Raw genomic sequence first — 21,149 nt, forward strand, 5'->3', positions numbered from 1 at the left:
CGATGTATCCTTTCAAGTACCACAAGGCCGCCACGGTTCGTGGCGCCGTCGCGCTGCTGAAGAAGGCCGAGGAGCCGAAGCTGCTCGCCGGCGGCCAGACGCTGATCCCGACCATGAAGCAGCGGCTGGCGAGCCCCAAGGCGATCATCGATCTCGCCGGCGCCGGTCTCTCCGGCATCGAGCAGAAGGGCCGGACCGTCGTCATCGGCGCGATGACCACCCATGCCGAGGTGGCCAATTCGGCGGTCGTTCAGGCGGCGATCCCGGCGCTGGCCCATCTAGCCGGCAATATCGGCGATCCGCAGGTGCGCCACAGGGGCACCATCGGCGGCTCGGTCGCCAACAACGATCCGGCCGCCGACTATCCGGCGGCGCTGATCGCTCTCGGTGCGACCGTTCACACCAACAAGCGCAAGCTCGCGGCGGAGGAGTTCTTCGCCGGGCTGTTCTCGACCGCGCTCGACGAGGACGAGATCATCACCAAGATCGCCTTCCCGGCACCGGGCAAGGCGGCCTATGTCAAATTCCCCAATCCGGCCTCGCGCTACGCCATTGTCGGCGTGTTCGTCGCCAAGAAGGGCCGCTCGGTGCGTGTCGCGGTGACCGGCGCCGGCAATGACGGTGTGTTCCGCCATGCGGCCATGGAGGAGGCGCTCGCCAAACGCTTCAACGCCAAGGCGCTCGAGGGCATCGCGACCTCGGCCGGCGACCTGAACGGCGATATCCATGCCTCCGCCGACTATCGCGCCCATCTGATCGGCGTCATGGCGCGCCGGGCGGTGGCCGCGGCGGCCTGATCGCCCGATCCGATCTTGCGATGGCCGGGGCGGCGGCGAGCCGCCCCGGCCATCGTCATGTCAGGCGCCTCGCACGGGAGGCTTGGGGCTTGCGGCATGGCCTGCCGCAAAATCGCCAAGTCCTGTGGCGAATCTGTTGCCGCGACACCATGTTTTCGGATCGGCGGGCCTGCCTGCGCCCGTATCGCCGCGGGGCAGAAGATGAACGGACGTTTGCTGCAATGCTCGGGGGTGGCGCTGGTGCTGGCGCTTGGCGCCGCTGGGCCGGCGCGCGCGGTCAACGGCCAGGTCTCGGCCGAATATGCCGTGTCGTTCCTCGGCATTCCGATCGGCACCGGCACGATGGTGTCGACCACCGACGGAACGAGCTATCGCACCACCCTGAATGCCCGGGTGACCGGCATCGCCGCCATGTTCGCCGGCGGTTCCGGCACGGCGGTGGCGACCGGGCGCATCGCCGGCGCTTCCGCCATCCCGGTGAACTACAACGTCGAGGTTCATTCCAGCGGCAAGGTCGAGACCACCCAGATCGGCATGGCCGACGGCAATGTCCGTTCGGTGGTGCGCAATCCGGACAAGCCGCCGCATACCCGCGCGACGCCGGTGACCGCCGAGCATCTGCGCGGCGTCGTCGATCCCTTGTCGGCGGGCATCTTCATCGCCGGCGGCACCGGCCCGGTGACCGGGGCGGCGGCCTGCGAGCGGCGTTCGCGCATCTATAACGGCGTCGTCCGCTTCGACCTGATCTACGCTTTCGTCGCCACGCGCCAGGTCGAGATCGCCGGCTACAAGGGCGAGGCCGCCATTTGCAGCGTCCGGTTCGAGCCGGTCGCCGGCTATCGCGCCGACCGTTCGGACATCCAGGCGGCGCGCCGGCGCTCGGCCGAGGTCACGCTGGTGCCGATCCAGGGATCGCGTGCGCTGATCCCGGCGCGCATCTCGCTGACCACCGGCTACGGCACCGGCATTGCGCAAGCGACCAGGCTCGACCTCAATCCGGGCGCGCCGGCCGGTCCAGCCGTGCCGGCAGGGCGGCGCGTCTCTGTGGATTGAGTTTGTACGCTGTTTGGCGGCTTGCCAGGAATGGGCTTTGCATCGAGCTCGGCCGTCCTTCGAGGCTCGCTACGCTCGCACCTCAGGATGAGGGAAGTGAGTGCAATGCATTGATGTTGCTCATGAAGCGCAGCCGTTGTCGCGCATTCCGCTCAGGGCCTGCTGCAAATCTCTACAACCGTCATCCTGAGGTGGGAGCGAAGCGACCCTCGAAGGACGACCGACCTCTGTGCAACGGGCCGTCAGTCCAAGCCAATGCACTGAACCCATTCGATTTTCAGACTTGTGTGAACATCATAGCGCCTCGGGCGCAGGCTGCGTTATTGTGACGGCCGCGCCGGAGTGCCTCAGTGACCGTTCATCCCTCAGCCTTGCCCGCATCCATCGACGAGACCCTGGCCCTGCTGAAGCGCGGCCACTACGTCGCCGACCGTTCGCTCGCCACCGTCCTGTTCCTCGCCTTGAAGATGGGCCGGCCGCTGCTGCTGGAGGGCGAGGCCGGCGTCGGCAAGACCGAGATCGCCAAGGTGCTGGCGGCAACGCTCGGCCGCAACCTGATCCGGCTGCAATGTTACGAAGGGCTCGACGTCGCCGCCGCCGTCTACGAGTGGAACTATGCCGCCCAGATGATCGCCATCCGCGTCGCCGAGGCCGGAGGCACGGTGAACCAGGAAAGCCTCACGGCCGGCATCTTTTCCGAGCGTTTCCTGGTCAAGCGGCCGCTGCTGCAGGCGCTCGAGCCGGACGGGCGCGGCCCGCCGGTGCTGCTGATCGACGAGCTCGACCGGACCGACGAGGCTTTCGAGGCCTTCCTCCTGGAAGTGCTGTCGGACTACCAGGTGACCGTGCCGGAGCTCGGCACGATCCGGGCGCCGCAAGCCCCGATCGTCATCGTCACCTCCAACCGGACCCGCGAGATCCACGACGCGCTGAAACGCCGCTGCCTCTATCACTGGGTCGACTATCCCGATGCCGGCCGCGAACTGGCTATCCTCAAGGCCAAGGCGCCGGGCGCCCCGGAGCGGCTGACCCGCGACATCGTCGCCTTCGTCCAGCGGCTCCGGAAGACCGACCTGTTCAAGGTGCCCGGAGTCGCCGAGACCATCGACTGGGCGACCGCGCTGACCGAGCTCGACGCGGTCGGCCTGGATCCGCAGGGCGTCACCGATACGCTCGGCGTGCTGCTCAAATACCAGGACGACATCGTCAAGATGCAGGGCGGGGAAGCCAAGATGATCCTCGACGAGGTCAGGGCGGGGCGCTGAGGTGACGGCGGTTTTGCGTGGGATCGGCGAGCCCGGCGACTGGCCCTGGCTGAAGGCGATCGTCATCGGCGTCGCGCTGCTGGCCGTGCCGCTGGTCTGGTGGGGCCTGCTGTGGCTGACGCCCTATCGGCCGCCGGTGCCCGAGGCCTCGCCGCTGACGCTCGCCGTCATCCTGCTCGCGACCGTCATCGCCGCCCCCTTGCTCGAAACGGCGGTGCTGGCCCTGGTCCATTGGCTGGCGGTCGACAAGCTGCGGCTGACGGCGCCGGTCTTTGCATGCGTGGTCATGGTCGTCGCGGTGGCCGCCCATATGCCGCTCACCTTGGCGCGGGCGCCGGTGACGGCCGTGCTGTTCCTGGTCTTTGCCTGGCAATATGCCGGCTGGTTCGCCCGCTCCGGCCGGCGTTGGCTGGCCTTCGGCGCGGTCGCGCTGACCCATGCGGTCTATAATCTCGGCTCGATCGCGCTCGCGCCGGTCTGGGCCGTTCTCCTCGGGCCGCTATCCTGAAAGGCCGATGATGCCGCATGCGCTCACCGAGAACATCGCGCATTTCGCCCGGGCGCTGCGGGTCGCCGGCCTGCCGGTCGGGCCCGGCACGGTGATCGACGCCATTCACGCGGTCGAAGCGGCCGGCATCGGCTCGCGCGAGGATTTCTACTGGACGCTCCATGCGGTGTTCGTCGGCAAGCACGAGCATTCGATCGTCTTCCACGATGCCTTCGAGATCTTCTGGAAGCGCCGGCATCTGATGGAAAAGCTGCTGCAGGTGCTGATGCCGGTGGCGCATGCGCCGCAGGCCAAGCCCGACCCGGTGTCGCTGCGCCTGCAGGAGGCCTTTTTCAAGGACACCGAGGCCACGACGGTGGAGCGGCCGGAGCTGGAAGTCGACGCCCGCTTCACCATTTCCGACGTCGAGGTGCTGCAGCAGAAGGACTTCGCCCAGATGACGGCGGCCGAGATTGCCGAGGCGCAGCGGCGCGTCGCGGCCCTGGTGCTGCCCGACGACGCCGTGCCGACGCGCCGGCTGGCGCCGGACCGCCAAGGCCCGCGCATCGATTTCAGGCGGACGCTGCGCCGTTCGATCGGGCAGGGCGGGCAGATCATCGAACTTGCCCGGCGTGGCCCCAAGGACAAGCATCCGCCGCTGGTGGTGCTCTGCGACATCTCCGGCTCGATGAGCCAGTACACGCGGGTGATGTTGCATTTCATCCACGCCCTGATGGAACGGCGCCGGCACGTGCATGCCTTCGTGTTCGGCACGAGGCTCACCAACATCACCCGTGCGCTGAAGGCCAAGGACCCGGACGAGGCCCTGGCCGCCACCACTTCGGCCGTCCAGGACTGGTCCGGCGGCACACGCATCGCGCCCTCGCTCCACGCCTTCAACAAGCTCTGGTCCCGGCGGGTGCTGTCGGGCGGCGCCGTGGTGCTGCTGGTCACCGACGGGCTGGAGCGTGATGCCTCCGGCGATCTGGCCCGTGAGGCCGACCGGCTGCACCGCTCGTGCCGGCGCCTCGTCTGGCTCAACCCGTTGCTGCGCTTCGACGGTTTCGAAGCCAAGGCCCAGGGCATCCGCGCGCTGCTGCCGCATGTCGACGAGTTCCGCACGATCCACAATATCGCGGCGGTCGCCGACCTGGTGACCGCGCTCGATGCGCGCCGGGTCGACCGTTCGCACGATCCGCGCCTGTGGCTCAAGGTGGCCTGAGAGCCGGGCTTCGCGACGGCGATCGCGACATCATTGCGCCGGCCGGAATTCGCCGCATGGTCGCCATGCTTGGACGCCAAGCGTCACGTCCGGCCGTGGCGATTCCCGGCGGGCGGTGGACGCCCGGGTGTGGCCGGGATCGGGTGGCGCGACGCAGCCGGTGGGCGACTGCCGGCTCTTGACCGAGGATCGACATGCAACGCCGACATTTCCTGTATGGGGCCGGAGCTGCCGTGGCGGCGCTGTCCGGCGGCGCCGCGACGGCCGATGAGAGCCGGCCGCCGCCGGCCTTGGCACCCGCGCAGCCCAGGCCCTTCGCGCCGCCACCGTCGCTGGCGCCGATCCAGGCCCGCGCCGATCGCATCGTCGCGATCAATGTCTGCTCGAGGCCGTTTCGCGCCGAAGGGCCGCGCATCGAGGCCGAACGCATCGGCCGCAAGACGGTGGTGCATAATTACGGCCACGGCGGCAGCGGCTGGTCCCTGTCCTGGGGCGCGGCGGCGCTGGCGGTGGGCCTGGCGCAGGCGACGCGCGAGACCAGGATCGCGGTGATCGGTTGCGGCGCCATCGGCCTGACCACGGCGCTCGTCGCGCAGCGGGCGGGCCTGCGCGTGCGCATCTACGCCAAGGAGCGGCCGCCCGAGACCCGATCGTTCAACGCCACCGGGGTCTGGTCGCCGGATTCGCGCATCTGCACGGCGGAGCATGCGACGCCTGCGTTCGAGCGGCGCTGGGAGGACATGGCGCGCCTGTCGTTCCGGACCTATCAGACCTTGCTCGGCCTCGCCGACAGCCCGATCGAGTGGCGCGACGGCTACCTGCTGTCCGATACGCCGTTCGACCAGCCGGGCCGTCACGGCGACGAGCGCGAGCCGGCCTATCCCGATCTCGAGCGACGCCTGCTGGGCGACATCCGCGTGCCGATGCAGGCCCTGGAGCCGGGGCAGCACCCATTCGCGGTGCCTTACGCGCGGCGCTACACCCAGATGACCTTCAATATCAGCGCCTATTCGCGGCTGCTGCTCGACGATTTCCTGCGGCTCGGCGGCGAAATCGAAACCCGCGCCTTCGAAAGCCCGCGCCAGTTCGCCGACCTGCGCGAGAAGACGCTCATCAACGCCACCGGCTACGGCGCGCGCGCCTTGCTGGGCGACGAGACGCTCGTGCCGGTCCGCGGCCAGACCGCGCGGCTGATCCCGCAGGCCGAGGTCAGCTACGGCCTCGTCTACCGCAACCACAACCTCAATGTCGTGCCCCGCCGCGACGGCATCCTGGTGCAGGCCCAGGCCGACGGCGATTTCGGCAATGCCGATACGACGGTGGACCGCGCGGCATCCGAGGCGGCGGTGGCACGGCTCGCGGCGCTGTTCTCGGCGAAGTAGGGGCTGCGGCGTCGGGACGGTCGATACGGGCGGCGGGGCCGAATTCGTGGATGGCCGGAACAAGCCCGGCCAAGACGGGCACTATCTCCGGAGGCGCGCGGCGAAACGGCGCGTGTCGTCCGGGATGAGGCCGCACCTTTCGCCTTACGCATGGGTGCATCGCGAGGAGCAGGTCATCCTTGCGGAAAACCCGGATTGGTCCGATCTCTAGGGACAACCGATCTGAATTCGTGGATGGCCGGGACAAGTCCGGCCAAGACGGGGATTCGGACGCGACCCGGGAGGCCGCCATGCTCGCATCCGACGACAATATCCTGGCCCAGGCCGAAATATGGGCGAAATCCGGCAAGGGCGTGGCGGTGGCGACCGTCGTCGAGACCTGGGGTTCGGCGCCGCGGCCGGTCGGTTCGCATCTGGTGATCGACGAGGAGGGCACCTTCCTCGGTTCGGTGTCCGGAGGCTGCGTCGAAGGCGAGGTGGTGACGGAGGCGCTCGACGTGATCGGTTCGGGCAAGCCGCGGCTCTTGGAATTCGGCGTCGCCGACGAGACGGCCTGGCGCTCCGGGCTGTCCTGCGGCGGGCGCATCGCCGTCTATGTCGAAAAGGTCGGCTGATGGACCTGAAGCTTCTGTCCGCACTGAACGCGGCGCGCCGGGCGCGCCAGGCGGCCGTGCTGGTGACCGATCTCGACAGCGGTACGGCGCGGATCGTCACCGAGGACGTGCTGGCCGGCGACGTGCTGGAGGCGCCGATCCGTCAGGCCCTGCGCTCCGGGCGCAGCGGCGTCGTCGGCGAGACCAGGACCTTCCTGACCGTGCAGGTGCCGCCGGCCCAGATGGTGGTGATCGGCGCGGTTCATATCAGCCAGGCCCTGGTGCCGCTGGCACGCATGCTCGGCTATGAGCCGGTCATCGTCGATCCGCGCACGGCATTTGCCACCAAGGAGCGGTTTCCCGACGTCGTCGTCCACGCCGAATGGCCGGATGTGGCGCTGCCGCCGCTGAAGGTCGACCGCTATACCGCCTTCATCGCGCTGACCCATGATCCGAAGATCGACGATCCCGCGCTGATGCACGCCTTCGCGCGCGACTGCTTCTATATCGGCGCGCTGGGCTCGCGGAAAACCCATGCCAGGCGGCTCGAGCGGCTTGCCGGCCAGGGGGCCTCGGCCGAGGCCATGGCGCGCATCAAGGCCCCCGTCGGGCTGGCGATCGGCGCGATCACCCCGGCCGAGATCGCGGTGTCGATCATGGCTGAGGTGACGCAGGCCTGGCGCCAGGGCATCGCCTGAAATGGACCGCCAGGTGAGGATGTTGCCATGAGGTTCGGCCCGGTTGCGGTCGACCAGGCGCTGGGCGGGGTCGTCGCCCATGCCGTCAAGTCGAACGGGCTCGTCCTGAAGAAGGGGACACGGATCGGCGCGGCCGAAATCGCCGCGCTGCATGCCGCCGGCATCGCCAGCGTCACCGTGGCGCTCGCCGAGCCCGGCGATATCGCGGAAGACGAGGCGGCGGAGCGGATCGCGGCCGCGGTCGGCGGGCGCGGGGTGAGGGTCGATCCGGCCTTTACCGGTCGTGCCAATCTGTTCGCCGAACATGCCGGCGTGCTGGTGGTCGACCGCACCGGCATCGACCAGGTCAATCGCCTCGACGATGCCATCACCTTCGCCACGCTGCCGGCTTTCGCCGCGGTCGAGCCGGGCGAGATGGTGGCCACCGTCAAGATCATCCCCTATGCGGCGCCGGGCGCGGCGGTTCAGCGCGCCGTGGAGGCGCGATCGCTTGTGCGGATCGCGCCGTTCGTCCGCCGGCGCATCGTGGTGATCTCGACATTGCTGCCGGGCCTGGCCGACAAGGTCATCGAGAAGACCTTGAAGGTGACCGAGGAACGCCTGAAGCCGGCGGGCGCAACCATTGTCGCGGAGCGGCGGGTTGCCCATGACACGGGCGCGCTGCAGGCGGCGCTCGCGGCCAGCGCGACCGGGGAGGTCGACCTCGTGCTGGTGTTCGGCGCCTCGGCCATTGCCGACCGGCGCGACGTCATCCCGGCGGCGCTCGAACAGGCGGGCGGCGAAATCGAGCATCTGGGCATGCCGGTGGATCCCGGCAACCTCCTGATGGTCGGCCGCCTCGGCAGCGTGCCGGTGCTGGGCGCGCCCGGCTGCGCCCGCTCACCGAAGGAGAACGGCTTCGACTGGGTCCTGACCCGGCTGCTGGCCGGCCTGCCGGTGTCCAAGGCGGATATTACCGGCATGGGGGTCGGAGGACTTCTGATGGAAATCATATCCCGTCCGCAGCCGCGCCAAGGCGAAGCCGAAGCACCGCGCGCGCCGCGCATCGCCGGCCTGGTGCTGGCCGCCGGACGCTCCACCCGTATGGGCGGACCGAACAAGCTGCTCGCCACCCTCGAAGGCACGCCGCTGGTGCGCCATGCCGCCAAGGCGGCGCTCGCCGCGGGGCTCGCCGAGGTCGTTGTCGTCACCGGCCATCAGTCGGATGCGGTCGAGGCGTCGCTCGACGATCTCGGGGTCCGGTTCGTTCACAATCCAGACTTCGCCGAGGGCTTGTCGACCTCGCTCAAGGCCGGTCTCGCGGCACTGGGGGCGGATGTCGACGCCGTCGTGGTGATGCTCGGCGACATGCCGCGCATCCAGCCCGCGCTGGTCGGCCGGCTGGTCGGTGCTTTCGCACCCGCCGAGGGGCATCACGCGGTGGTGCCGACCGCCGATGGTAGGCGCGGCAACCCCGTCCTCTGGGGCCGGCGTTTTTTCGGTGAACTCGGCAGGGTTACCGGCGATCAGGGTGGGCGAGCCGTGCTGGCAGTCAATCCGGACGCGGTGACCGAGGTCGATGTCGGTACCGACAGCGTCCACCTCGATTTCGATACGCCCGAGGCGCTGGCCGCGGCTGGTGGCGAGATCGGCCGCTGAACTCGGGGCCCATGACCCCGGCACAACAAAAAAAGGCCTCGAACACGGGGTTCGAGGCCGGATTTGTCGCTCCGTGGACGCGGAGTAAATTCGAGACCGTGTCGGCGCCGATTGCGGCGTCTTCGGTGCAACAACCGTGACGTGAACCATCCCGGCTGACAACAAAAGCCGTATCTTTACCCTACCGGTTGACCCTAACGATCGGGGCGCGGAAAGCCGCCAATTCGACCGATCGCGCCGCCGGTCGTGGGCGATGGTCGTCCGGCGGTACATCGCGCGGCTTGACCCCGCGGACGGGCGAAGGCTATCACCCGCGGCCAGATGACCGATTTCCCCAAAATTGCCGACACGCCCGAGCTGACCGTTGTGGTGCCGAGCTACAACGAGCGCGACAATGTGCCCGAGCTGGCCGCGCGGCTCGACCGGGTGCTCGCAGGCATTGCCTGGGAGATGATCGTCGTCGACGACGACAGCCCGGACGGCACCTCGGCGGTGGTCAAGCAGATCGCGCGGCGCGACCCGCGCATCCGCTGCATCCGGCGGGTTGGCCGGCGCGGCCTGGCGGGGGCCTGTATCGAGGGCATGCTGGCTTCGTCGGCGCCAGTGGTGGCGGTCATGGACGCCGACCTGCAGCACGACGAGACCATCCTGCCGGTCATGCTCGAGCATATCCGAGCCGGCCGGGACCTGGTGGTCGCCAGCCGCAATATCGAGGGCGGCTCGAAGGACGAGGGCCTGTCGCCGATCCGCCGCGCCATTTCCGACCTTGGCCGCCGCCTGTCGGCCATGATCCTGAAGGCCCCCCTGTCGGATCCGATGTCGGGCTTCTTCATGATCAGGCGCGAGCTGGTCGAGCAGATCGCGCCGAAGCTCGCCACCGCCGGCTTCAAGATTCTGGCCGATATCGCCGCCTCGGTGCCGTCCAAGCCGAGCTTCGCCGAAGTGCCCTATGTGTTTCGCGAGCGGGTGCACGGTGAGAGCAAGCTCGACGCCAAGGTGGCGCTCGACTATCTCGGTTTCGTGCTGAACAAGCTGTCGGGCGGCCTCATTCCGCTGCGCTTCATCTTTTTCGCCCTGGTCGGCACGACCGGCCTCGCCGTCCACATGGCCTCGCTTTATCTCGGGCTCGGCTCCGGCCTGCAGTTCGAATGGGCGCAGACCCTGGCGACCTTCATCGCCATGACGTCGAACTTCCTGATCAACAACGAGATCACCTATCGCGACGCCCGGCTCAAGGGCGCGCGCTTCCTGGTCGGCCTGGTGCTGTTCTATGCGGTCTGCAGCCTCGGCGCCTTCGCCAATGTCGGCGTCGCCAGCTGGCTTTATGCCGAGGCCGCGGAATGGTGGCTTGCCGGCATTGCCGGGGCGCTGATGGGCGCGGTGTTCAACTATGCAGCCTCGTCGGCCCTTGTCTGGCGCCGCTGAACCCGGGACCCTTGCCGTGCGCCCGCTCGGCGCCGGCCATGCCGCGACGGTCGCGGCGCTGGTCGCCGGGCTGACTCTGATCCGGCTCTGGGTCGCGGGGACGATCGGGCTGTCGCCCGACGAAACCTACTACTGGATCTGGTCGAAAAACCTCGCCTTCGGCTATTTCGACCACCCGCCCATGGTCGCCGTGCTGATCCGCGCCTCCACCGCGGTGTTCGGCGACAGCGCCTTCGGCGTGCGCTGGCTGTCGGTTCTCCTGGGCGCCGCGGCGAGCCTCGGCGTCTGGCGCCTGGTGCTGAGGCTGACCGACGACCGGGTCGCGGCGCTCGCCGGCGCCGGCCTGGTGCAGGCGACCCTGTTTCTCGGCGCCGGCGCCATGCTGGTGACGCCGGACACGCCGCTGGTGCTGTTCTGGACCCTGGCGCTGCTGGCGCTCGCCGAGCTCTGGCGGACCGGCCGCGGCGCCTGGTGGCTCGGCGTCGGCCTCGCGGTGGGCCTCGCCTTCGTGTCGAAATATACCACCGTGTTTCTCGGCCTCGGCATTCTCGTCTGGCTCGCCTGGGTGCCCGAGCTTCGGCGCTGGTTCGCCTCGCCCTGGCCTTATGCCGGCGGTGCGCTCTGCCTGCTGGTGATGGCGCCGGTGGTGGCCTGGAACCTGATGCAGGGGGGGGCATCGCTGACCAAGCAGTTCGGCCGCGCGGTGCCGCAGGCTTTCGACCCGCGCTTCGTGCCGGAATTCTTCGCCGGCCAGGCGGCCCTGCTGACGCCGCTGGTCGGCGTCCTGGTGCTCGACGGCCTGTTCGTCACGGCGCGCGCGGCCTGGCGCGATCGCGAGGCGGGCGCCACGCTGGTTCTCGCCTCGACCGTGCCGCTGCTGCTCTACCTCGTCTGGTATGGGCTGTTCGACCGGGTCCAGGGCAATTGGACGGCCTGCCTGCTGCCGGCCTCGATCGCCGCGGCAGTCATGGGCGCCCGGGCCATCCCGGCCTATGGCGTATGGGCCGCGACGCTGCGCGGCTCGCTGCGCTTCGGCGTGGTGACCGGCGTCGCGCTCGGCCTGTTCGTCATGGCCCATGCGCTCTGGCGGCTCGTGCCGCTCAACCCGGATCCGACCGCCCAGTTGTTCGGCTGGCGCGAGGCGGCCGCGGGCATCGAGCGCGTCGCCGCCGAGACCGGTGCCGGCACGATCGGCACGGCCTCCTATACGATGACCGGCGAACTGCGGTTCCACGGCAGCGGCAAGCCGCCGGTGGTGCAACTCAACGAGCGGCTGCGCTTCGCCATGGAACCGGCGCCGGATCTGGCGCGCTTGCGCGGCCAGCCGATCCTGGTGGTGGCCGAGAGCCGGCGCGATCGCGAGGTTTTCGACGCGCTCGGCCGGCGGTTCGGCCGCGTCCAGCGGGCCGGCAGCGTCGAGCGGCATTGGCGGCCGCCCTTGTGGTCGCTGGTTTCGGCCGGCTCCTATGTCGACACCCTGTCGCTGTTCCTGGTGTCGCAGCCGCTGGTGACCGGCTTTCCGGATATCGGCACGCCGTATTGAGGCTCCAGGCGCTGTCTCGCGCGGAGAATCCGAATTCCGCCGCAAGCTCTTGGGATCGGCGCGGTTTCCCCGTGTGGCTTGGTCCGCCGTTCATGAAAAGCGCGCCCCGGCCGGCGGCCGACAGGACCAAGACGGGTTTCCATTCGTATTCAGTCGGGCCGGCGGATGAACGCGCCGTTAAGCCTCCGGTAACCATGTCGGCCGCTCAATTCGTCGGACCGGTCGGGGGCAACAGGCAACAGACAGGGAGAGACCGGCGCGCCAGCAGTGCATGCGTTTTCGCATCATGGAGGCTGCCATGCTTCATCTCGCACCACGCGAGGCCCGGCCGATCGATGGCGACTTTCTGCGCCAGATCGAGGGTTATTCCCTGACCACCGCCGAAATTCTCTACCGGATGCCGGATCATCCGCTGCTGCTGCAGGCCTATATCTGGCAGGACTACGATCAGGCGCCGCATTTCCCGGTGCTGCAGCGCTTTCTCGATTTCTGGCAACGCACGCTGGAGGGCCGGTTGCATACGGTCAGGGTCGCCTCGGCAAGGCTGGTTCGGCCCTGCGACGTCGCCATCGCGCGGACCCTGACACATCTGCATTGATTGGTCGCAGCCTTCGGCATGGCAAGTTGCCGCGCGACCCCTTATGGTCCCGCCGAATTGCGAGGACCAGAACCTATCGTGACCAGCGCGCCCGAAAAGACGTCGCAAATTATCTCTTCCCTCATGTCGGCTCAGACGTCGACGCATTCCGATATCCTCGCCACCATCACCATCGGCGACCTCCTGGCCGCGTTGCGCAACCGTGCCTTCGGCCTCTCGCTGATCCTGTTCGGCCTGCCCAACCTGCTGCCGATTCCGGGCCTGCCGATCATTACCGGCCTGGTCCTGGTCCTGCTGGCGCTGCAGATCGTCGTCGGCCGCGACGTGCCCTGGCTGCCCGAGCGGATCGCCCGTACCGCCTTGCCGCGCGAAAAGCTGACGGCGGTGATGAACCGCACCATGCCGCTGCTGAGGAAGCTCGAGACGCTGACGCGGCCGCGCTTCGGGCTGGCCGCCGGTCCGACCGCCCGGCGCGCGGTCGGCGTCGCCGTCCTGGTGCTGGCGGTGCTGCTGATCCTGGTGCCGATCCCGTGGATCGGCTCGATGCCGCAAGGCCTCGCGCTCTGCGTCTTCGGGCTCGGATTGACCGAGCGGGACGGCGTGCTGGTGGTCTGCGGCTTCCTGCTCGCGGCCATCGCGACCGCCATCGGCGCGGGAATAGGCTATACCGTGTTCGCCGGCGCGCTGGCGATCTTCTGATCGCGGCCGCCGCACTCAACCGCCTCAGGAGATATCGCGCGTGGACCTGGCTGCCGATCAACCGACCGTCCGGACCTCAGAGGTCTTTCGCGGCCTGACCCGGCTCGGCGAAGGTGATTCGATCCCGCTGGGAACGGTGACCCAGGCGCTCGGCGACCGGGCCTTCGGCCTGCTGGTGCTGATCTTCGCCTTGCCCAACATCATCCCGATGATTCCCGGCGTCTCGACCATATCGGGCGTCGTCATCGCCATTGTCGGCCTGCAGATGCTGATCGGCCGGCGCGATCCCTGGCTGCCGGCCTTCGTCGCCGCGCGAAGCCTGCCGCGCGCCGAGACCGCCTCGATGATCGAGCGGACCATTCCCTGGATCGAGAAGCTCGAAGCCGTGGCGAAGCCGCGCGCGGTGTTCATGACGCGCGGCCTGATGCGCATGCTGATCGGCGCGATGTTCGTGCTGCTCGGCGTCGTGCTGGCGCTGCCGCTGTCCTGGATCGGCAATTTTCCGCCCGGCGTGGCGCTTCTGGTGATGTCCGTCGGGTTCCTGGAAGAAGACGGACTGCTGGTCGGCCTCGGCCATATCCTGGGACTGCTGGCGACGCTGCTGGTCGTGGTCATCGTCGGCGGCGTGATCGCCGGCGCGGCCTGGCTCATCGGCTGACCGGCTCATCGGCTGAGGCCCGGCCCGATCGAGAAGTCCGGCCCCGCCGACTTGTCACTTGATTATTGGCGGCGCGGCGGGTTTAAGGTCGCGCACCTGCCCATTGCCTGGAGGATCCGACCCATGGCCGATCATGTCGTGCCCCATTTCGCCAACGACCAGGGCGTCGCGGTCATCCATATCGGCGTGAAGGAATTCCAGTGCATGGGCGCGCGCACGCCGTTCGACCATCCGCATGTGTTCCTCGACATGGGCTCGGACGGCGAGATCATCTGCCCCTATTGCTCGACCCTCTACAAGTTCGACGCCAAGCTGCATGCCGACCAGACGGCGCCGGCCGGCGCCTTCGTTCAGACGCTGGCGGACGCCTGATCCCCAGGCCATGACGGGCTCACCGGCCGGGCGCCGCACGGTCATCGTCGCGGGGGCCGGCATCGGCGGCCTGACGCTCGCGCTTGCCCTGTCGCGCGCGGGTTTCCAGGTCCGGCTCCTGGAACGCGCCACAGCCTTCGAGGCGGTCGGCGCCGGTATCCAGATCACTCCCAATGCCAGCCGCATCCTGGTCGGGCTCGGGCTCGGCGAGGCACTCGCCCGGGTCGCGGTGACGCCCGAAGGCATGGATGTCAGGGCGGGCGGCGACGGCCGGGTGTTGGCGGCGGCGGACCTCGGTGCCACGATGGAGGCGCGTTATGGCGCACCCTGGTGGGCCGTGCATCGCGCCGATCTGCAGGCCGTGCTGGTCGAGGCGGCCGTGCGCGATCCCGGCATCAGCATCGCCATGGACCGGACGATCGAGGCGGTCGTGCATGACGACGGCGGCGTGAGGGTCACGACCGCTGGTCCGGGCGGCCGGGGCGAGGAGCGCGGCGCCGCGCTGGTCGGCAGCGACGGCCTCTGGTCGGCGACACGGGCGCTCATCGGCGACGGCGCGCCGCCGGCCTATCGCGGGCGCACCGCCTGGCGGGCGATGCTGCCGCGGGCACGGGTACCGAAGGGGATATCCGACCGGCGGCTCGGGCTCTGGCTCGGGCCCGGCGCCCATCTCGTGCATTATCCGGTGTGCAGCGGCGAGGCGCTCAATCTGGTCGCGGTCGTCACCGATCCTGTGCCGCGCGCTGGCTGGAGCGGCAGCGGCGACCGCGCGGCGCTGCTGCCCCGGTTCAAGGGCTGGACCGGGGAGGCGCGTGCGCTCGTCGAGGCGCCCGACAGCTGGATGACCTGGTCGCTCGCCGACCGGGAGACATGGTTCGGTCCGGGGCAGGGGCCGATGACGCTGCTCGGCGACGCGGTTCATCCGATGCTGCCTTTCCTGGCCCAGGGCGGCGCCATGGCGATCGAGGATGCCGCGGTGCTGGCCAAGGCGCTCGCGGCGCGGCCGGACGACCCCGGCGCGGCCTTTCGCGCCTATGAGCGGGCAAGACGCGAGCGGGTTGTCGCCGTGCAGCGCGGCGCCCGCGCCAATGGCCGGATCTATCACCTCGAGGGTCCGATCGCCTGGGCGCGCGATGCCGCGATGCGGCTCGCCGGAGGCCGGCAATTGGTGGCGCGTTACGACTGGATCTACCGCTTCCAGACCTGAATTCGGCGCAATGCGATGCACGCGCGGGTGGGTATTCCGCCCGACATGCCCGCCACGCCGATGCGGGCTAGCCTTTCCGTCGCAAGATGACGCGACCCGCGATGACGGTTGCGCGCAGGGGAGGAATGGATGGCACGACCGGTGATCTGGGGCGCCGCGGCGCTGATGCTCGTGACGGGTCCGATGGGCGCCCGCGCGCAGCTGGCTGTTTCCGCCAATGACGGCAAGGTCCGCCTGGTCGACGGGGTCGTCACCGTGGTCGAGAACCCGCCGCCCGACACGGTGTCGGTGATCTCGTTCGCCGCCGGCGCGCCGCGCGTGGTGGCGACCGTGCGCGCGCCGGCGAGCGTCGTCGGCCCGCCCCAGTCGGTGGCGGTCACCCCCGACGAAAGCCTGGCTCTGGTCACCTCGGCCATGCGGATCGACCCGGCCAATCCGCGTGCCACCGTGCCCGACAACCGGCTGACGGTGATCGACCTGAAGGCGACGCCGCCCGCCGTCATCGCGACGCTCGAGGTCGGACGTGGGGCTGCCGGCGTCTCGATCAATCCGGCCGGCACGCTGGCGCTCGTCGCCAACCGTTCGGAAGGCACGGTGTCGGTGCTGACCATTGCCGGCAAGACGGTGACGGTCGGGCCCAAGATCGCGCTCGGCGAGGCCAATTCCGGACCGAGCCTCGCGGTGTTCACGCCCGATGGGCGCAGCGCTTTGGTGACCCGCGACAACGACCACAAGATCTCGGTGCTGTCGGTGAACGGCAGCCAGGTCGAATATACCAGGCGCGACATCAGCGCGGGCCTCAGGCCTTATGGCATCGATGTCGCCGCCCGTGGCGACGTCGCCGTGGTCGCCAATATCGGTCCCGGCGCGGGTGATGCCGACACGATCAGCGTGATCGACCTGCGCGCCAGTCCGGCGCGGGTGATCAATACCGTGTCGGTCGGCCAGACGCCGGAAGGCCTGAAGATGTCGCCCGACGGCCAATATGTGGCGGTCGGCCTGGTCAATGGCTCGAACAAGCCACGCTCCTCGCCGTTCTACGCCGAGCGGGGCAAGGTGATCGTGTTCCAGGTCCGCGGCGGCACGCTGACCAGGGTGGCCGAAGCCCCCATCGGCCAGTGGTCCCAGGGCATCGTCTGGTCGGCCAATGGCCGGCGCCTGATGGTGCAGAACATGGTCGAACGCGACATCCAGGTGTTCGACTTCAACGGCCGGCGCCTGCGCGAGATCGCCCGCGTCGCCGTCGAAGGCGGCCCGGCCGGCATGCGCACGGCGGAGCGGCCGGGAGGTAGGGGCGAATAGCGAGTGGCGAATAGGGCATGATGCGACGGGCTGCGCGATCAACCCTCTCCCATAGGGAGAGGGTGGCGCCGTCAGGCGCCGGGTGAGGGGCGCGAGCGCTGAGAAAAGTCGCGGCTATGATGCGGGGGCGCGGACTTCGGGGGCGGTTAAAAGCGCCTCAACCTGAACGGTACAACCCCTCACCCGGCAGCTGACGCCGCCGCCCTCTCCCTTTGGGAGAGGGTTGATTTCACTGCGCTTTACGCTTCATCCGCATTCGCCATTCGCGCCCTTACCGCGTCCGTGGCGCCGGGGCGGTCGGCGCCGTGCCGGGCATGTTGCGAATGTTCATCTTCTGGCCGCCGGGCATCATGATGTCGCCGGGCACCATGCCGTCGGTGCAGGTGGCGCCGGCCCAGCGGGCCTCCTGCACGGTCGAGCTGGTCTGCGGATTGGTCTGGCCCTGCATCAGCACGGTGGCATTGGACCTGACCGAATAGGTCGCCTGGAAGTCGCCCGATATCACTGTGTTCGAGGTGATGCGCATCGGCCCCATCTGGCAGATCGCATCGATGACGATGCCGGTGCCCTCGCGGCGCATCTCCCGCTTCTCGCAATTCTGCTGCAGGATGTTCATGCCGGCCTGCATCATCTGGCGGTCGCTGGCCGCATCGACACAGGTCTTGACGATCATCTCGGGCGCGCCCGGGATCTGGGCCCGGTCCATGCGGATTTCCCATTGGCCGGGCCGGCGGGCCGGGAACTCGACGGTGTTCTGGGCAGCCGCCGGGCTGATCGCGGCGACGATGAAAGTCAGGGCGAGCATTCGCTTGGCTGGCATGGCAGGTCCCGGGTGATGCGGCGAGGGAAGGTGTGAAGGCCGACGGTGCGAGAGCGAAACGACGTGAGACGACACTAGTTCAATCGGAGCGGTGAAAGCGAGGTGCCGTCGATTGACGCGCCGCGACATCCGGGATGTTGCGGGGGGCGGCACGGTCGAACGAATGGCTCAGGCGACGGTCGGCAGCGCGGCCGGAAGCGCCGCCTCCGCCGCCGGCCCGACGTCCCGGGCACAACTGACGACCCGGTTGCGGCCTTCCGCCTTGGCCCGGTAGAGCATGGTGTCGGCGTGATGGAGCAAGTGCGTGAGATCGCTGGCCGAGGCCGGCGAAAAGGCCAGGCCGACGCTGGTGGTCAGCCGCAGCTCGGCCTTGCCGCTCGGCACGACCAGGCCGGCGGTGGTCGCCCGGATGCGCTCGGCGACGATCTCCGCCTGGTCGAAGGAGACGCGTGGCAGCACCACGGCGAATTCCTCGCCGCCATAGCGGCACAAGAGGTCGGTCGGCCTGAGGCAGCGGGTTGCCACCGCGGCAAAGCGCGCCAGGACCAGGTCGCCGGCGGCATGGCCATGGGTGTCGTTGATCGCCTTGAACTCGTCGAGGTCGAGCAGCAGCACGGCGACAGGCGCGCGTTCATAGGCGAGGCGGCGCAGGATCAGCTCGGCCTGGCGCGCGAACTCGCGCCGGTTGAGCACGTCGGTCAGCGCGTCGCGGGTGGCCAGGCGATAGAGCGCGATATCCGATTGTTCCTTGCCGAGCGCCACCAGGCTGAAGGTCAGGATGACGATCAGCAGCAGCACGACGGTGGAGGCGACCTCCGGCCCGAAATAGCTCAGAAAGACCGGGTGGTCCTGGCCGAGCGCGACCAGGGCCGCGGCCCGTGCCGCATAAAACAGCCCGCTCACCGCGCAGGCCACCGCCAGCACCAGATGGTTCTGCAGGCGCGTGCCGTTGGCGCGCCAGAATTCGTGGGCGGCGGCCAGCGCATAGACCGCGATCACCAGCAGAAAGCTGGTGGCACCGCTCCAGGCGTCGAGCGGCGCGTCGGCCATGAGCGTGCCGCCGGCCATGAGCCAGGGGCCGGCCAGGCCGACCAGCGGCAGCGGCGGGCGGCCGTTGAAGCTGCGGGCGCCGACCCAGATCAGCGCGGTGGCCGTGCCGGCGAGACCATTGCCCAGGGCATAGGCCCAGGCGAAGGCCGGGCTCTGCGCCGCCGCGATATAGGTGAAGGAGGCCAGCGACGAGGCGACGAAGGCAAGGCTCCACCAGCGCCCGGACAGAACGTCACCGCGCCTGACGGCGTCGAGCACATAGAGCACGCCGGTCGTGAGCGTGACCAGCAAGGACGTGAACAGCAGTGTGGTGAGATCGAGGTGCAGGCTCGTCGAGCCGCTTGCCATAGCGGAATTTCCCGTAGGTCAGACGCGGGCAAGAGGCCGGGATTCTCGGGCTTTCCGCAAGGGGATCGTGCCGCCGGGGCGGTATGCGGTTATGTGATGCACCGGTATTGCGCGGCGGGAACGCTGGGTCAGGCCACCGCCTCATCAGCTTTGTCCCAGGATGGCCGGCCGCCGAAACGTTCGACCAGGAAGTCGATGAACAGCCGGACCTTGACCGACAGGTGGCGGGTCGGCGGATAGATCGCGTAAAGGGTCAGGTCGGGCGCCTTGTAGTCGGTCAGGATGGCGCTCAACCGCCCGGCCTGCAGATGCGGGCCGACGAGGAAGGTCGGCAGGAGCGCGATGCCCCGGCCCTTGATCGCCGCGTCGCCGAGGACCTCGCCATTATTGGCGCAGAGCGTCCAGCTGACCTGGATCCAGTGATCGCCATCCGGTCCCGACAGCTTCCATTGCGTCCCGGTGGCCAGGTGATCATAGGTCAGGCAATCGTGGTCGCGCAGGTCGTTCGGGTGGCGTGGCGTGCCGCGGCGCGCCAGATAGTCGGGCGAGGCGCAGACGACGCGCCGGGCCGGCACGATCTTGCGGGCGATCAGGCTCGACGAGGCGAGATCGGCGATCCGGAGCGTGACGTCGAAGCCTTCCTGCACCGGATCGACGAAATGGTCGCCGAGCACGAGCTGAATGGTCAGCTCGGGATAGAGGCCCATGAAATCGGCGATGGCCTGGCCGAGATGCAGCGTGCCGAACGACATGGGCGCATTGACCCGGAGCGTGCCGCGCGGCTCGACCTGGGCCTGGGTCACCGCCATGTCCGCCTCTTCGAGATCGGCCAGGATGGCGAGGCAGCGCCGGTAATAGGCCTGGCCGTTGTCGGTCGGGCTGACGCTGCGGGTGGTGCGGTTGAGCAGCTGGACGCCGAGCTCGCGTTCCAGCTCGATGACATATTTGCTGACCGCCGAGCGCGACAGCCGCAATTCGCGGCCGGCCTCGGAGAAATTGCCGTGGTCGACGACCTTGGTGAAGGCCTTGATACTGCTCAGCTTATCCATGGTGCCGCCGGAATGGTCGCGCAATTGTCACCAGATTGGAGACGCTATTGCCATGAAATAGCAGATTGTCGTCATTCAGGAGCGTGTCAATAGTGCCAGAACGTTCAATCCGGAGACAGCGATGACCAAGGTTCTGGTGCTCTATTATTCGTCCTACGGCCATATCGAAACGATGGCCCAGGCGGTTGCCGAGGGCGTGCGCGCGGCGGGCGCCGAGGCGACCATCAAACGGGTGCCGGAACTGGTGCCAGAGGAGGTCGCGCGCAAGTCCGGTTTCAAGCTCGACCAGGCCGCGCCGATCGCCACCATCGACGAACTGCCGAACTATGACGCGATCATCTTCGGCACCGGCACGCGTTTCGGCAACATGACCGCGCAGATGAAGAACTTCCTCGACCAGGCCGGCGGCCTTTGGGCGCAGGGCAAGCTGGTCGGCAAGGTCGGCTCGGTGTTCACATCGTCGGCGACCCAGCATGGCGGCCAGGAATCGACCATTCTCACCTTCCATCCGGTGCTGCTGCATCTGGGCATGGTCATTGTCGGCCTGCCCTATTCCTTTCAGGGGCAAATGGGCGTTTCCGAGGTGATGGGCAATTCGCCCTATGGCGCCTCCACCATCGCCGCCGGCGACGGCAGCCGCCAGCCCTCCGCCGTCGAACTCGACGGCGCCCGCTTCCAGGGCCGCCATGTCGCCGGGATCGCCGCGCGTCTGCGCGGATAGAGCCCGCTTTCTCCTCTCCGCTCTCTCGCATCGAAGGCGCCCCTGGTCTCCAGGGGCGCCTTTTCTCGTTTGGCATGCCGCCTGGGGCCGTCGCTGTCGGATGCGGCGCGGCATAGGCCGTTTGTCATCTAATCGTAGACAGTGTCTGCAAATTTGTGCCGATTGTCTTTCCTGCGTCCCGGGTCAATATCAGCGCCATCAACAGCGTTGCCCCGTCGCATG

The 21,149-nt window shown here is 68.7% G+C and carries 21 protein-coding genes; 18 read left to right on the forward strand and 3 right to left on the reverse strand.

Features of this window, described 5'->3' with window-relative positions; genetic code table 11:
- Positions 1 to 2: 2 nt before the first annotated feature.
- The 17 genes from AC07WJ_RS34075 (at position 3) to AC07WJ_RS34155 (ending at position 16,939) form a co-directional block, all read left to right on the forward strand.
- The gene (locus AC07WJ_RS34075; RefSeq protein ID WP_494939175.1) at positions 3 to 797 is read left to right on the forward strand and encodes an FAD binding domain-containing protein; all 795 of its coding nucleotides are present in this window, start codon (positions 3 to 5) and stop codon (positions 795 to 797) included.
- A gap of 201 nt (positions 798 to 998) precedes the next feature.
- The gene (locus tag AC07WJ_RS34080) at positions 999 to 1,850 is read left to right on the forward strand and encodes a DUF3108 domain-containing protein (RefSeq protein WP_494939176.1); all 852 of its coding nucleotides are present in this window, start codon (positions 999 to 1,001) and stop codon (positions 1,848 to 1,850) included.
- Positions 1,851 to 2,200: 350 nt separating this feature from the next.
- Complete coding sequence (locus AC07WJ_RS34085; protein WP_494939177.1) at positions 2,201 to 3,115, forward strand: AAA family ATPase; 915 nt, start codon at positions 2,201 to 2,203, stop codon at positions 3,113 to 3,115.
- 1 nt (position 3,116) lies between these two features.
- Positions 3,117 to 3,623: a hypothetical protein gene (locus AC07WJ_RS34090; protein ID WP_494939178.1), complete on the forward strand. Its 507-nt coding sequence runs from the start codon at positions 3,117 to 3,119 to the stop codon at positions 3,621 to 3,623.
- A gap of 7 nt (positions 3,624 to 3,630) precedes the next feature.
- Complete coding sequence (locus AC07WJ_RS34095; RefSeq protein WP_494939179.1) at positions 3,631 to 4,824, forward strand: vWA domain-containing protein; 1,194 nt, start codon at positions 3,631 to 3,633, stop codon at positions 4,822 to 4,824.
- A gap of 194 nt (positions 4,825 to 5,018) precedes the next feature.
- Positions 5,019 to 6,206, forward strand: coding sequence for an FAD-dependent oxidoreductase (locus AC07WJ_RS34100; protein ID WP_494939180.1), 1,188 nt, complete (start codon positions 5,019 to 5,021; stop codon positions 6,204 to 6,206).
- Positions 6,207 to 6,496: 290 nt separating this feature from the next.
- The gene (locus AC07WJ_RS34105) at positions 6,497 to 6,820 is read left to right on the forward strand and encodes an XdhC family protein (RefSeq protein WP_494939181.1); all 324 of its coding nucleotides are present in this window, start codon (positions 6,497 to 6,499) and stop codon (positions 6,818 to 6,820) included.
- Positions 6,820 to 7,497, forward strand: coding sequence for an XdhC family protein (locus AC07WJ_RS34110; protein ID WP_494939182.1), 678 nt, complete (start codon positions 6,820 to 6,822; stop codon positions 7,495 to 7,497). The genes AC07WJ_RS34105 and AC07WJ_RS34110 overlap by 1 nt, the downstream gene beginning before the upstream one ends.
- Before the next feature lie 27 nt (positions 7,498 to 7,524).
- Positions 7,525 to 9,135: an NTP transferase domain-containing protein gene (locus AC07WJ_RS34115; protein ID WP_494939183.1), complete on the forward strand. Its 1,611-nt coding sequence runs from the start codon at positions 7,525 to 7,527 to the stop codon at positions 9,133 to 9,135.
- A gap of 321 nt (positions 9,136 to 9,456) precedes the next feature.
- Entirely contained in the window at positions 9,457 to 10,560 is a 1,104-nt protein-coding gene (locus AC07WJ_RS34120; RefSeq protein WP_494939184.1) for a glycosyltransferase, read from the forward strand.
- Positions 10,561 to 10,576: 16 nt separating this feature from the next.
- On the forward strand, positions 10,577 to 12,103 hold the full coding sequence (locus tag AC07WJ_RS34125; RefSeq protein WP_494939185.1) for a glycosyltransferase family 39 protein: 1,527 nt from the start codon (positions 10,577 to 10,579) through the stop codon (positions 12,101 to 12,103).
- Positions 12,104 to 12,401: 298 nt separating this feature from the next.
- The gene (locus tag AC07WJ_RS34130) at positions 12,402 to 12,701 is read left to right on the forward strand and encodes an usg protein (RefSeq protein ID WP_494939186.1); all 300 of its coding nucleotides are present in this window, start codon (positions 12,402 to 12,404) and stop codon (positions 12,699 to 12,701) included.
- Positions 12,702 to 12,824: 123 nt separating this feature from the next.
- A complete protein-coding gene (locus tag AC07WJ_RS34135) occupies positions 12,825 to 13,400 on the forward strand; it encodes an exopolysaccharide biosynthesis protein (protein WP_494939187.1) in 576 nt (191 codons plus the stop codon).
- A gap of 40 nt (positions 13,401 to 13,440) precedes the next feature.
- A complete protein-coding gene (locus tag AC07WJ_RS34140; protein ID WP_494939188.1) occupies positions 13,441 to 14,058 on the forward strand; it encodes an exopolysaccharide biosynthesis protein in 618 nt (205 codons plus the stop codon).
- Positions 14,059 to 14,181: 123 nt separating this feature from the next.
- Entirely contained in the window at positions 14,182 to 14,430 is a 249-nt protein-coding gene (locus tag AC07WJ_RS34145; RefSeq protein WP_494939189.1) for a zinc-finger domain-containing protein, read from the forward strand.
- Positions 14,431 to 14,440: 10 nt separating this feature from the next.
- Positions 14,441 to 15,637, forward strand: coding sequence for an FAD-dependent monooxygenase (locus AC07WJ_RS34150; protein ID WP_494939190.1), 1,197 nt, complete (start codon positions 14,441 to 14,443; stop codon positions 15,635 to 15,637).
- A gap of 129 nt (positions 15,638 to 15,766) precedes the next feature.
- Complete coding sequence (locus AC07WJ_RS34155; protein ID WP_494939191.1) at positions 15,767 to 16,939, forward strand: YncE family protein; 1,173 nt, start codon at positions 15,767 to 15,769, stop codon at positions 16,937 to 16,939.
- A gap of 271 nt (positions 16,940 to 17,210) precedes the next feature.
- Here the strand turns inward: AC07WJ_RS34155 and AC07WJ_RS34160 are convergent, their stop codons facing one another.
- The 3 genes from AC07WJ_RS34160 to AC07WJ_RS34170 all read right to left on the reverse strand — a co-directional run bounded on the left by AC07WJ_RS34160 (position 17,211) and on the right by AC07WJ_RS34170 (position 20,206).
- Positions 17,211 to 17,759 (reverse strand): DUF3617 domain-containing protein, encoded by a 549-nt coding sequence (locus AC07WJ_RS34160; protein WP_494939192.1) that lies wholly within the window; start codon positions 17,757 to 17,759, stop codon positions 17,211 to 17,213.
- A 168-nt stretch (positions 17,760 to 17,927) separates the two neighbouring features.
- Entirely contained in the window at positions 17,928 to 19,157 is a 1,230-nt protein-coding gene (locus AC07WJ_RS34165) for a GGDEF domain-containing protein (RefSeq protein ID WP_494939193.1), read from the reverse strand.
- Between the two features lie 128 nt (positions 19,158 to 19,285).
- Entirely contained in the window at positions 19,286 to 20,206 is a 921-nt protein-coding gene (locus AC07WJ_RS34170) for a LysR family transcriptional regulator (protein ID WP_494939194.1), read from the reverse strand.
- Between the two features lie 121 nt (positions 20,207 to 20,327).
- Here AC07WJ_RS34170 and wrbA point away from each other — a divergent pair, with 121 nt between their 5' ends.
- Complete coding sequence (gene wrbA / locus AC07WJ_RS34175; protein WP_494939195.1) at positions 20,328 to 20,927, forward strand: NAD(P)H:quinone oxidoreductase; 600 nt, start codon at positions 20,328 to 20,330, stop codon at positions 20,925 to 20,927.
- Positions 20,928 to 21,149: the final 222 nt, after the last annotated feature.

This window comes from Phreatobacter sp. GW821-FHT04C01, assembly GCF_059420385.1.